The following is a 12,497-nucleotide window of genomic DNA, read 5'->3' on the forward strand; positions in this document are numbered from 1 at the left end:
TTTCTGTTATTCAGATGTTAAAAGTTTTTTGTGTTATAGGGAGTGAGTATTAGTTGGAACAAGAAGATGTGATTATTATAGGAGGCGGGCCCTGCGGACTGGCTGCTGCCATTGCTCTGCAGAAAATTGGCAAGGAGCCTCTTATAATTGAAAAAGGAAATATCGTTAACGCGATTTATAATTATCCAACACACCAGACCTTCTTCAGCAGCAGTGAAAAACTTTCGATTGGGGACGTGCCCTTCATTACCGAACAGCATAAGCCTAAACGGAACCAGGCACTGGTCTACTACAGGGAAGTAGCGAAGCGTGAAAATCTGCGTGTTCATTCTTACGAGAAGGTGCTGGATGTAAAGAAACAGTCTGATGGCACTTTTAAGGTACAGACAAATAAAAATTCTTATTGCACCCGCTATGCAGTAGTAGCTACTGGCTACTATGATCACCCTAATTACATGGGTGTAAAAGGAGAGGAGCTACCAAAAGTCCATCATTATTTTAAAGAAGCACACCCGTATTTTGACCTTGATGTAACAGTGATCGGGGGGAAGAATTCCAGTGTCGACGCAGCATTGGAGCTTGTAAAGGCGGGAGCAAGAGTTACCGTTTTGTATAGGGGAAATCAATATTCAAACAGCATTAAGCCATGGATATTGCCTGAATTCGATTCCCTAGTGAGAAACGGTACAATTAAGATGGAGTTTAATGCCCATGTTCAGGAAATTACTGAAACATCTGTTGCCTATGAAGTGGATGGGGCTAAGAAAACAATAAAAAATGATGTCGTCTTTGCCATGACCGGATACCATCCTGATCATTCATTCTTAAAAAGAATGGGTGTGGAAATAGATGATGAATCTGGAAGGCCCATTCATAATCCAGAAACGATGGAAACCAATGTTTCCGGTATATTTATTGCCGGTGTAATCGCGGCAGGAAATAATGCGAATGAAATCTTTATTGAAAACGGACGTTTCCATGGAGGGCAAATAGCGGAAGCAATCCAGGAGAGGGGGTAACTGGCAAAGAAGGCAGGCCATTGATTGGCCTGCCTTCTTTGGTAACATATCTATAGACTGAACATCTTATCAATTTCCTTCATATTGTTTGTCATGGCTAAAGCGATCAAAAGTTTGATTCTTGCTTTTTGTCCGTTTAAGCCATTTGAAAATATAACACCGCAGTCTTTAAGATGCTTCCCGCCGCCTTCATAGCCATATATATCCTGGACGACTCCATTGAAGCATCGGGAAACAATCACTACAGGTATATTGTCACTAATTAGTGCCCTGATTCCCTTCATGGCTGATGGCGGAAGGTTCCCCTGCCCTAATGCCTCTATGACCACTCCGTCAACTTGTAATTCTTTAACTGCCAACAGCAGGGAGGAGTCCATTCCTGCATGAGCCTTAATAAGAACAACCCGTTTTGAAGGGTCCTCAATTTGATAATTTTCCCGGCTGGCAGGCATATGATGGAAGAAGATCCCTCTTTTTGTGACAATTCCAATTGGTCCGTACTGGGGACTTTGGAAAGTAGAAACATTGCTGGTATGTGTTTTTGTGGCATTTTCTGCTGTATGAATCTCATCATTCAGAACGATCAGGACTCCTTTTCCCTTAGCTTCCCTGCTCAAGGCAACCCTGATGGATGAAATGAGGTTATATAGTCCATCTGCTCCGATTTCATTGCTGGAGCGCATTGCTCCGGTAACGACGATGGGAAGGTCTGCCTGTACCGTAAGATCAAGAAAATAAGCCGTTTCCTCCAGTGTGTCCGTACCGTGGGTGATGACAACCCCGTCAATACCGCCCTGATTGTAATGTTGTTCGATAATATGTTTTAACGTCATCATTTCTTTTGGAGTTATATGGGGAGAAGGAAGATTAAAAGGTTCCTCGACGATCAGGTTTGCCAGGCCGGAGAGAATCTGGGCCTCTTCCGTCAGTGGATTTTTAGCTCCAGGCTTTACGGCTCCGCTTGTATCTTCACTCATTGATATTGTTCCGCCTGTATGGATTAAAAGAATATTTTTTTCCAAAATCAGGTACCTCCTTACATTGAATCAGGAAGAATCCATTTTCTTTCTTCCTATATCATGATACGATTAATAAAACAAATTGAAAAGAGGATAAGCTGATGCTGGGAATTGTTACTGCTGGGATTGCTCCCGGATTGGCTCTGTTGAGTTATTTTTATTTAAAAGACCAATATGATTCAGAGCCCTTATCGATTGTATTTCGATCCTTTATTTTTGGCTCATTGCTTGTGTTCCCGATCATGTTCATCCAATATGTCCTTGATGCAGAGAATGTTGTTCAGGGCGTGTTATTTAAGCCGTTTCTGACTATGGGACTCCTTGAAGAATTCTTTAAATGGTTTATTTTGTATTTTACTGTCCTGCAGCATACCTCGTTTGACGAACCCTATGATGGTATTGTCTACGGTGCATCTGTTTCACTTGGTTTTGCAACGATCGAGAACATTTTCTACCTGTTCGCAAACGGACTTGAGTATGCCCTTGGCCGTGCCCTTCTCCCTGTTTCCAGTCATGCCTTGTTTGGAGTTATCATGGGCTATTATCTCGGAAAAAGCAAGTTTGCGAAAGAGTCCAAGAAAAAATGGCTTCTCCTGTCTCTTTTAATTCCTTTCCTTTTGCACGGAAGTTATAACTATATTCTGATCATGCTTGAGGATTGGCTTCTGCCAATGATTCCATTCATGATTTTCCTATGGTATCTGGGCCTGAAAAAAGTGAAAAAAGCCCGACTATTAAGCGCGCACCATATGCAGGACAGCCATTTGATAAAAAAACCCTTCGTTTCTTAACGAGGGGTTTATTTTTTTGTATAAAAATACTTTCCTTACAAAAAATAGGTTTAATCTTAAATTTTAATAGTTTACATCATGGGGGGGTTATCGAAATGAAATCTTTTCTTAAATTGTTTGCCATCCTTGTTTTTATTGCCGCGCTGATTCCTTGCAGCAGTTTTACGCAAAAGGCAGAGGCATTTTCCAACCAGGTCATACAGCAGGGAGCAGTAGGAGATGATGTCATTGAATTGCAGTCCAGGCTTCAATATCTCGGGTTCTACAACGGGAAGATCGACGGTGTTTTTGGGTGGGGCACATATTGGGCCCTGAGAAACTTTCAATACGAATTTGGAATGGAAATAGACGGGCTTGCAGGACAAACAACCAAAAATAAACTGGTGAAGGCTTCTAAATACAATAGGGAGCATGTAAAGGAACAGTTGAACAAAGGAAATAAATTTACGCATTACGGTGGCACCGATATTAAGAAGCAGGCAGCTCCCAAAGGGGCTAATAAGCCGGCGCCGCAGAGAGGTAATCAAGGGGCGCCCAAAAATAACACAGCACCAGCACCTGCCAAAGTCACTGCGGCCAACAAGCCAAACGGATTTTCTCAGAATGATATCCAGCTGATGGCAAATGCCGTTTACGGTGAAGCAAGAGGGGAGCCCTATACTGGCCAGGTAGCTGTAGCGGCAGTTATTTTAAACAGGGTGGAAAGCTCAACCTTTCCCAATACTGTGTCAGGAGTCATCTTTGAGCCCTTGGCCTTTACTGCAGTAGCAGATGGGCAAATTTGGCTGACACCTAATGAAACCGCAAAAAAAGCTGTACTTGATGCCATTAATGGCTGGGATCCTACAGGGAGTGCAACATATTATTTTAACCCTGATACGGCTACGAGCCCATGGATCTGGGGCAGGCCGCAAATCAAACGAATCGGAAAACATATCTTTTGTAAATAGGGGTGAACGATTTGCTTAGAGGAATTATCATTGCAGTTTTGACAATAGGAATAGCGGGTACAGCATTTTGGGGCTACCAGGAGCACAAAGAAAAAAATGCCATTCTGCAGAATGCTGAAAACAATTACCAGCGCGCCTTTCATGACCTGAGCTATCAAATTGATTTGCTCCATGATAAAATTGGAACGTCTTTAGCTATGAACTCACGCAGCTCCCTATCCCCGGCACTGGCGGAAGTGTGGAAAATTACCTCTGAAGCGCATAACGATGTGGGACAGCTTCCTTTGACACTGGTCCCATTCAATAAGACAGAAGAGTTTCTTGCGAATATAGGCAACTTTACCTATAAAGCCGCAGTGCGTGATCTTGATAAGGAGCCGCTTACAGACCAGGAATACCAAACACTCCAAAAGCTTTATAAAGAGTCAGCCAATATCCAGAATGACCTTAGGGAAGTCCAGCATACGGTCCTGGAAAACAACCTGACCTGGATGGATGTAGAGCTTGCTCTTGCGTCCGGGAAGGAAAACGCCGATAACACAATTATTGATGGTTTCCAAACGGTAGAAAAAACAGTCGAAAGCTACTCAGAGACTGAATTTGGACCCGGGATGGTCAGTATGCAAAAGGACGATGATCAGTTTAAGAAGCTAAAAGGGAAAACAATTACCCAAAAGGAAGCAGTCAGTATGGCAAAAAAGTGGGCTGCTCCAAGAGGGAAGAAAGTTGAAACCAAAGTTACGGAGAACGGTAAAGGATCCCATTTCGGTTTCTACAGCATCTCGATGGAAGACCGTGGTACCAGGACGGAATCTTCTATGGATATCACCAAAAAAGGCGGATATCCTATCTGGTTCATTGCTTCAAGGGAAGTAAAAAAACAAAGTATCAGCCTAAATGATGCCAGCAACAAGGCGATTGCATTCTTGAAGGAAAACAGATTCACGAACCTTGACCTATTTGAAAGTGCTCAATATGATAATACCGGTGTCTTCACATTCATTGGAAGTCAGGATGGAACAAGAATCTATCCGGATTCGATCAGGGTAAAAGTGGCACTTGATAATGGGGACATTATTGGATTTTCAGCAGAGGACTACCTGAAGTCCCACCATTCCCGTGAAATCCCGGAGGCCAGGATGAGCGCCAAGGAAGCGAAGACTAAAGTAAATCCAAATGTAAAGATTATGGAAGAAGGCCGTTCAATCATTCTAAATGATCTGAATCAGGAGGTCCTGTGCCATGAATTTACTGGGGTGCTTGGCGATGACACCTACCGTATTTTTATCAATGCTGAAAGCGGTGCAGAGGAAAAAGTTCAAAAGCTTGAAAATGCAGAACCGATTTATGAGGATGCCGTTTAAGGAAGAGCGTTTCGCTTTTCCTTTTTTCTTGTCTGGCTCAATTATGGGTCGGTGTCTGTTTTTAGGATACCTTTTATATTTATGAAGGCCAAGCAGGGACTGCAGGAGAAATCGGTTATGAGAATCGGATAAGGGAATGGAGGTTTGATCACCCTGTACAACCAACCTCCGCTGCAAAGAGCAACAGTGCAGGCTGAAACATTTGTTCAAAAAACAACTCTTGCGGATCCGTTTTTTTTCAGTAATAATTATGGAAGGAATTTCAAAAGGTAAATAGGAAGTGTGGCCAGCATATGTTAAAAATTGGGGATGTACTAACTCTGGAACATCAATTTTCAAATTCCTCGGAACGTTATAAATGTAAACTTGTTGAAAGGATCGGCAATGATCTATATATAGATTATCCGATTAATATTGGTACAGGGAAAACTGTGTATCTGCTTGACCGCACCCCTTTAAGAGCCGTTTTTGCAAGCGGGAATGGCGGCCAGTATTATTTTCAAACCGAAATAAAAGGGAGAAAGAAACAGGGAATCCCCATGTTGATCCTTTCATTTCCAGGAGAAGAAGGTTTGGTGAAAATCCAGCGCCGGCAGTATGTCCGAGTTGAAACTTCTCTGGATGTGTCTATACAGCCTTTCGGTGATTCAGCCCCATTTACAGCTGTTACAGACGATATCAGCGCCGGGGGAGCCGCGATCCTTGCAAGCCAGAGTGCTCCAATCAAACCAGGCATGACTGTAAGCTGTTTATTTGTCCTTCCTATGCAGAATGGGGAGTGCGAATACAAGCGGTTTAAAGGCAAGGTTATCAGAGTCAATGAGGCCTTTCCCGGGATGAACAGGATATCCGTTCAATTTGTGGGTGCATCCGGGCTGGATCGGCAGCTGCTCCTTCGCTTTTGCTTCGAACGTCAGCTGGAATTAAGAAAAAAAGGCCTACCAGTTTAAACAAGCATAATAATGGAATTTTCTTCCCATAATAGGGAGGAAAGAGGTGGGGTTGTGAAGACGATAGAAAGAATTTTGATTAAGGCTGCGCTCATTCAATTTATCTTTTTGGTGGCCGCTCAGCTTTTTTTTCATCAGCTTAACGTTTTTCCGGAACTTAAAGTCCTGACACAATACGAAGGAATTGTAAAAGAAAAAAACTCGGACACTGTAGAGACAATCTGGAACAGCAGCCAAGCAGGAAATTGACCTGCTTTCTTTTTTTTCAACCAGCGGTTCCGCTTTTTATTGTAAGTAGAATCTTTTCTTGTGTTAAAATAAAGAGAACGAATCAATACATCGTGTAGGGTTACAGGAGGCATTATGAATAACAGATTATCAATTGCTATTGACGGCCCGGCAGCTGCAGGGAAAAGCACCGTTGCAAAAATTGTCGCTGAGGGGCTTGAATATGTATATATAGATACAGGAGCCATGTACAGGGCGCTTACATACAAGTCCATTATGAAAGGTGCAGACCTTCACAGTGAAAGTGAAGTGCTCGAAATCCTTAACGATACCAATATCCAGCTATTGCCTGGAAAGTCTGGCCAGATTGTATTATTGGACGGGCAGGATGTCTCAGCGGATATCAGAACAGCTCAGGTTACGAATAGTGTATCCTATGCTGCTGTCCATCCGGGAGTCCGAATGGAAATGGTCCGCAGGCAGCAGCAGCTTGCAGCAAATGGCGGAGTCGTCATGGATGGCCGGGACATCGGCACTCATGTTCTTCCCAACGCTGAAGTGAAGGTCTTCCTGCTTGCGAGTGTGGAAGAGAGAGCGCAGCGGAGACATTCGGAAAATATCGAAAAAGGATATCCCTCCAATCTTGAAAAACTCAAAGAAGAGATTGCATTAAGAGACAAAATCGACTCGGAACGAGAAATAGCCCCATTAAAAAAGGCCCAAGACGCAGTGGAAATTGATACTACTTCCCTGTCCATCCAACAAGTGGTTGATAGAATCATGAAGCTGGCCCTGGAAAGGATCGGATGAATTTGACCTTTTATGATTTTGCCAAGTCAGTCGTGTATGGAGTGTTTAAACCTTTATACCGGATAGAAGTAATTGGGGGAGAAAACTTTCCATCAGAGGGAGGAGTCCTTCTTTGTACCAATCATATTGATAATTTTGACCCGCTTGTCGTTGGGGCAATGGCCCCGCGGCCAGTACACTTTATGGCAAAGGCAGAGCTTTTTTCTGTCCCTGTTCTTGGAAAAATAGTACCCCATGTGAATGCTTTCCCGGTTAAGCGGGGGTTGAGTGATCGGGAGGCATTAAGAAAAGGATTGTCAATTTTAAAGGAAGGAAAGGTTTTAGGATTGTTTCCAGAGGGAACAAGAAGCAAGACAGGAGAATTGGGAAAGGGACTGGCAGGTGCCGGCTTTTTCGCCCTCCGGACTGAAGCGTCTGTCGTCCCCTGTGCCATTATAGGGCCCTATAAGCCATTTCGTAAGCTGAAGGTTGCTTACGGCAAACCTATTGATATGGATGCCATACGAGCAAACAAAGGGTCTGCAGAGGCGGCAAGTGAATTAATTATGGATGAAATCCGTAAACTGTTATTGGAAAACAAATAGGGTTTCTTGCTTGACAAAAAAACTCATTTATAAGAAGTTAGTGAAAAGGGATTCTTTTCGGATTTCTCTGTTATTGTTTATAAATGTGATGCTGTCGTCACATTTCTATATTTTTATAGGAGCAGTTATGGATTAAGGAGGAGTACATATGTCAGAAGATATGAACCAAATTGAAGTGCAAAATTTCGAAGCAGGTGACCGTGTAACAGCACAAGTGACCAAGGTTGAGGAAAAACAGGTTATTGTCAACATCGAAAACAGCAAATTGGACGGAATCATTCCAATTAGCGAGCTTTCAAGCCTTCATATTGAAAAAGCGGAAGATGCTGTGAAAGAAGGGGATGAACTCGAACTTGAAGTCCTTAAAGTGGAAGAGGATGCTCTTATTCTTTCAAAGCGAAAAGTAGATGCAACGAAAGCCTGGGATGTCTTGCAGGAAAAGTTTGAAAGTGGAGAGATCTTCGATGCGGAAGTTAAGGATGTAGTTAAGGGCGGTCTGGTTGTAGACCTGGGCGTTCGCGGTTTCGTTCCGGCTTCTTTGGTAGAAGCGCACTTCGTTGAGGATTTTTCCGATTACAAAGGGAAAGAACTTAGCTTTAAAATTGTGGAGCTTGACAAAGATAAGAACCGCTTGATCCTTTCCCACCGTGCCGTAGTGGAGCAGGAGCAGAGCAAGAAAAAGCAAGGCCTGCTGGATTCCCTACAGGCGGGCGAAGTACTTGATGGAACGGTGCAGCGAATCACTGATTTCGGTGCGTTCGTTGACATCGGCGGAATTGATGGGCTCGTTCACATTTCCCAGCTGTCCCATGAACATGTTGAAAAACCATCGGATGTTGTTCAGGAAGGACAGCAAGTTCAGGTTAAAGTTTTAAGCGTTGACCGTGATAACGAGAGAATTTCTTTGTCTATTAAGGAAACCTTGCCTGGGCCATGGTCTGATATTGAGGAAAAAGCCTCCAAAGGAAGCACATTGGAAGGAACCGTGAAAAGACTGGTTTCTTACGGAGCTTTTGTAGAAGTGTTCCCTGGGGTTGAGGGACTTGTTCATATTTCGCAGATTTCGAATCGTCATATCGGGACGCCTCATGAAGTATTAAGCGAAGGCCAGGAAGTCAAAGTGAAAGTCCTTGATGTAAACAAAGAAGAGCAGCGCCTTTCTTTAAGCATGAAGGAATTTGAACCGAAAGAAGAGCAGGAAGCAACCGATTATGAGCTTCCGGAAGAGTCAAAGGGCTTCCAATTGGGTGAAATGATTGGAGACAAGCTTAAGAATCTGAAACGATAATGGTGATGAATTTGTCGAGATCTAAACGGAAATGGGACCACATTCGGCTGGCCCTGGAAACCGGCCAGCTGCGAACTGCCGGATTGGACGACGTTTCATTTGTCCACCAGAGTTTGCCAGGCACATCGCTTGACTCGATAAATTTGCATACGGAGATTGGCGAACTTAGTTTAAGTTCGCCAATTTTTATCAATGCAATGACAGGCGGTGGCGGGGATCGGACACTGGATATCAATCGCAAGCTGGCAATTGCCGCCAGAGAGACTGGCGTGGGAATAGCTGTTGGCTCCCAAATGTCTGCATTAAAGGATGCTTCCGAAAGGCAGACCTATGAAATTGTTCGAAAGGAATATCCTGAAGGTATTATTTTTGCCAACCTGGGAAGTGAAGCTTCAGTGGAACAGGCAAAGCAGGCGGTGGATATGATTGGAGCTGATGCCTTGCAGCTTCACTTAAATGTTGTACAGGAATTAACCATGCCGGAAGGTGACCGGGATTTTACAGGGGTTTTAGCCAGGATAGAAGAAATTGCCGGCAAAATTGATGTTCCATTAATTGTCAAAGAAACAGGTTTTGGAATGGGAGCAGAAACAGTAGAAAAACTTTTGGATGCTGGAGCAATGGCGATAGATGTGGGAGGCTTTGGGGGTACTAACTTTGCCTCGATTGAAAATAACCGGCGAAAAACCAGGCTGGATTTTTTTGAAGGATGGGGAATCCCCACCGCTGTTTCTATAGCTGAAGCCAGGAATATAACTCAAACACAGCCTATTATTGCTTCGGGAGGAATTCAAAACAGCCTGGATGTTGCGAAGGCTATTGCATTGGGGGCCAATGCGGCGGGACTTGCAGGACAATTTCTCAGGATTCTGCTTGAATCAGGGGTCGATGAACTTGTGAAGGAAATTAACCAGCTGCATGAAGAAATAGCGTACATCATGACAGCTTTGGGTGCGAAAACCATTGCGGATCTGCAGACTGCTCCTCTTGTTATTTCAGGGCCTACATGGCACTGGCTCAACGAGAGAGGAATTGACACCAGTACATACAGCCGGAGAAAATAGCAGGCTATGCCCAGTAGACTTTAAACCGGTTAAAATTAAGTTTAGATGTCCTCTAACTGTTAGCGGTGGGCCAGAAGGTTCGTAGACGTTATAACACGAAGAGAGCGCCGGTGAGGCGTTTACTGGCCACCTGGAGAGCCGGGGGCCAGTAAAGACAGTAAAGACAAACTCCCAGTTCAAAACAGTCTGTGTAACCCTAGGGCTTTTTCTTTTTAACATTCTTTTAGTTCTGACTTCTAACTTTCTCTCATTAGGCATAAAACATCCGGCTGCCTTAATAACCAGTGGACATTAACATCCTGGTTATGCGGTTAAGAGTTGATGTTCAAAACTCAATGAAATCAAAAAGGGTTCGGAATGAGATCATTCCGAACCTTTTTTGTCGGCAAATTCAAACTTCTAACACGCGTAGAAGTTTTTTTTATAATGCATATTTAGCAGGCTCTACGGAAAAAATCAGCTCTGTTTCCCGTCGTTTAGTCTCCTTGCTTCTTCGGGGCTTTGCATTTTGGTAGCACCAGGATAATGCAGGGCCTGGTCCCGGTCGGACTCAACCCGTCCGCTTCGGTTTAATTTTTTCATCTGTCTGTCGTTGTTTCCCATCTCTTCCACCTCCTATTTATAACATGGAACTTTCAAAAAAGATTATACAAAGAAGATTAAAGTACATAGCACTCAGCCATAATGGAAATAATAGGAGGGTAATAAGGATGGATGGATTATGGTTCTTTCTGTTTGCCTGGATAGGCTGGGTGTGGGCAACTTTCCTAATGGATAAAAAGAACGTGTATCGTTTTAAACTTTCATTGGGCTTGCTTTTATTAATCGTGGCATCTCCTTATGGCATAGCCTATGGAGGGATTGAAATGCAGGTTTCTGCACTTATTTTGATGGCCTACATACTGCATGAAACGGCATCGCTGCGGAAAAGGGCTTTTTTCAGTTTTTTTGTTTCAGCGTTCATTGTGATGCTGGCATATGTCAGTTTTTTGTTATTTGAACTGTTTGACCCGATTTGGGTGATATTTGACCGAATTTGGATGGTTGCTTTAACAAGCGTGTGTATATGTTCGTTTCTGCAGTCAAATATTCGGATGAGGATCTCTATTTTAGTTTCGGGACTCCTTCAAGGCGAAATTGTCTATTCCATTTTAATGAAGAGACTGTTATTTCCTTATCCAGTGGCCACTCATGCTTTTTTGGATATTTTAGCCGTAAGTGTTATCGTGTTGGCTGTCTGGGCGGGTTTAAGCCATACTGCATTTGTTGCGGGCACCTATATAAACCAGGGAGGGGGAAGCAAAAGACACCATGAATGAATATACGCTTCCAATTGTTTTCGGGCTGCTGGCCGGGACCATATCCAGGCTGTTTATGTTAAGGACTGATTATCGCCAGTATCCCACTTACCTGCATGGCAAGATCATCCATATTGCTCTGGGCTTTATTGCTGCGGGTTTGGGAGCTGTTGCAGGACCATCAATCCTCGAAGAAGAATTTACTGCCGTAACCTTCCTGACCATCGCTGCCTCCCAATTCAGGGAAGTAAGGAACATGGAAAGGAACACACTAACCGAATTGGACCATTATGAGCTGGTTACGAGGGGGAAAACGTATATTGAAGGGATTGCTGTTGCCTTTGAAAGCCGCAATTACCTTGTTATTTTCACTTCACTTATAAGTACGCTTGGATACCTTATCTTTAATGTTTGGATGGGGATCATTTTAGCCATACTCTGTATGGTTCTTTCAAAGGTATTGATGGCAGGAGGCAAACTGAAGGATATAGTGGAAATTGAGTATTTTGAACCCCGGTTTGAAGGGGCAGGGCTATATGTGGACAATATTTATATTATGAATATTGGATTGCCGGAAAGGCAAAAAGAAGTACTGAAATACGGGATGGGTTTTATTTTAAAGCCTAAGACGTTCAATGCAAGGTCAACAATTGCCAATTTAGGACAGCGGCAGGCTGTTCTTCACGATGTCTCAACGGCGTTGGGCGTTTATCGAGATTCGGGTACACCTGCACTGGTGCCTCTTGCTAAAAGGGATCTTGATGATGGCAGGGTCGGTGTATTTGTCCTGCCCCAAGAGCGCGACATAGAAAGAGCAATCAAAGTAATTGGCCAGGTGCCGACTCTTGAAAACGCGATCAGGATGCCGACGGAGAAAGGTGGGAATAAAAAATGACCCTCGAGAAATACATCCTCGCTGTTATTACAACCAATCCCAAGAAGGTACCGGGGGGAACGGGTGTATTTTTTTGTGATTCCAAAGAGGAGATGGAGACGTTTGCGGCTAATCTGGAGGCAATCCTTGATGGTATTGCTCATGGGCTTTCTGAAGAACTTTATGTAATAGTCAAGCATTAATGATAGCTTTTCATTGCTTATCTACCAAACCTTTTGATAAACTGTTTTAGTTAGA

The 12,497-nt window shown here is 43.5% G+C and carries 15 protein-coding genes; 13 read left to right on the forward strand and 2 right to left on the reverse strand.

Annotated elements, in window-relative coordinates:
- Window positions 1–53: 53 nt before the first annotated feature.
- The gene (locus EV146_RS17550) at window positions 54–1,019 is read left to right on the forward strand and encodes a YpdA family putative bacillithiol disulfide reductase (RefSeq protein ID WP_132008880.1); all 966 of its coding nucleotides are present in this window, start codon (window positions 54–56) and stop codon (window positions 1,017–1,019) included.
- Between the two features lie 50 nt (window positions 1,020–1,069).
- Here the strand turns inward: EV146_RS17550 and EV146_RS17555 are convergent, their stop codons facing one another.
- On the reverse strand, window positions 1,070–2,044 hold the full coding sequence (locus EV146_RS17555) for an asparaginase (protein WP_132008883.1): 975 nt from the start codon (window positions 2,042–2,044) through the stop codon (window positions 1,070–1,072).
- A 95-nt stretch (window positions 2,045–2,139) separates the two neighbouring features.
- On the opposite strand from EV146_RS17555, the gene prsW reads away from it, so the two are divergent.
- From prsW to fni, 9 genes are all read left to right on the forward strand, one after another.
- Entirely contained in the window at window positions 2,140–2,829 is a 690-nt protein-coding gene (gene prsW / locus EV146_RS17560) for a glutamic-type intramembrane protease PrsW (RefSeq protein ID WP_132008886.1), read from the forward strand.
- A 95-nt stretch (window positions 2,830–2,924) separates the two neighbouring features.
- The gene (gene sleB / locus EV146_RS17565; RefSeq protein ID WP_132008889.1) at window positions 2,925–3,779 is read left to right on the forward strand and encodes a spore cortex-lytic enzyme; all 855 of its coding nucleotides are present in this window, start codon (window positions 2,925–2,927) and stop codon (window positions 3,777–3,779) included.
- 11 nt (window positions 3,780–3,790) lie between these two features.
- Window positions 3,791–5,143, forward strand: a complete 1,353-nt coding sequence (gene ypeB / locus EV146_RS17570; RefSeq protein ID WP_132008892.1) for a germination protein YpeB — start codon at window positions 3,791–3,793, stop codon at window positions 5,141–5,143.
- 293 nt (window positions 5,144–5,436) lie between these two features.
- On the forward strand, window positions 5,437–6,093 hold the full coding sequence (locus EV146_RS17575) for a flagellar brake protein (RefSeq protein WP_132008895.1): 657 nt from the start codon (window positions 5,437–5,439) through the stop codon (window positions 6,091–6,093).
- 54 nt (window positions 6,094–6,147) lie between these two features.
- Window positions 6,148–6,342, forward strand: a complete 195-nt coding sequence (locus EV146_RS17580; RefSeq protein WP_121613958.1) for a YpfB family protein — start codon at window positions 6,148–6,150, stop codon at window positions 6,340–6,342.
- A gap of 114 nt (window positions 6,343–6,456) precedes the next feature.
- A complete protein-coding gene (gene cmk / locus EV146_RS17585) occupies window positions 6,457–7,131 on the forward strand; it encodes a (d)CMP kinase (RefSeq protein ID WP_132008898.1) in 675 nt (224 codons plus the stop codon).
- Between the two features lie 2 nt (window positions 7,132–7,133).
- On the forward strand, window positions 7,134–7,715 hold the full coding sequence (locus EV146_RS17590) for a lysophospholipid acyltransferase family protein (RefSeq protein WP_181215914.1): 582 nt from the start codon (window positions 7,134–7,136) through the stop codon (window positions 7,713–7,715).
- Window positions 7,716–7,863: 148 nt separating this feature from the next.
- Complete coding sequence (rpsA, locus tag EV146_RS17595) at window positions 7,864–9,003, forward strand: 30S ribosomal protein S1 (RefSeq protein WP_132008904.1); 1,140 nt, start codon at window positions 7,864–7,866, stop codon at window positions 9,001–9,003.
- An 11-nt stretch (window positions 9,004–9,014) separates the two neighbouring features.
- Window positions 9,015–10,067: a type 2 isopentenyl-diphosphate Delta-isomerase gene (gene fni, locus EV146_RS17600; protein ID WP_132008907.1), complete on the forward strand. Its 1,053-nt coding sequence runs from the start codon at window positions 9,015–9,017 to the stop codon at window positions 10,065–10,067.
- 456 nt (window positions 10,068–10,523) lie between these two features.
- On the opposite strand, the gene EV146_RS17605 is transcribed toward fni, so the two are convergent.
- The gene (locus EV146_RS17605; RefSeq protein WP_121611992.1) at window positions 10,524–10,670 is read right to left on the reverse strand and encodes a YpzI family protein; all 147 of its coding nucleotides are present in this window, start codon (window positions 10,668–10,670) and stop codon (window positions 10,524–10,526) included.
- A gap of 107 nt (window positions 10,671–10,777) precedes the next feature.
- Here EV146_RS17605 and EV146_RS17610 point away from each other — a divergent pair, with 107 nt between their 5' ends.
- The 3 genes from EV146_RS17610 to EV146_RS17620 are packed head-to-tail and all read left to right on the forward strand — an operon-like array spanning window position 10,778 to window position 12,442.
- Complete coding sequence (locus tag EV146_RS17610) at window positions 10,778–11,386, forward strand: YphA family membrane protein (RefSeq protein ID WP_132008910.1); 609 nt, start codon at window positions 10,778–10,780, stop codon at window positions 11,384–11,386.
- The gene (locus EV146_RS17615; RefSeq protein WP_132008914.1) at window positions 11,379–12,260 is read left to right on the forward strand and encodes a YIEGIA family protein; all 882 of its coding nucleotides are present in this window, start codon (window positions 11,379–11,381) and stop codon (window positions 12,258–12,260) included. Before EV146_RS17610 ends, EV146_RS17615 begins: the two co-directional genes overlap by 8 nt.
- Entirely contained in the window at window positions 12,257–12,442 is a 186-nt protein-coding gene (locus EV146_RS17620; RefSeq protein WP_121611995.1) for a capping complex subunit for YIEGIA, read from the forward strand. Before EV146_RS17615 ends, EV146_RS17620 begins: the two co-directional genes overlap by 4 nt.
- Window positions 12,443–12,497: the final 55 nt, after the last annotated feature.

Source organism: Mesobacillus foraminis (assembly GCF_004340465.1).
In the GTDB taxonomy this organism is placed as follows: domain Bacteria; phylum Bacillota; class Bacilli; order Bacillales; family Cytobacillaceae; genus Mesobacillus_B; species Mesobacillus_B foraminis.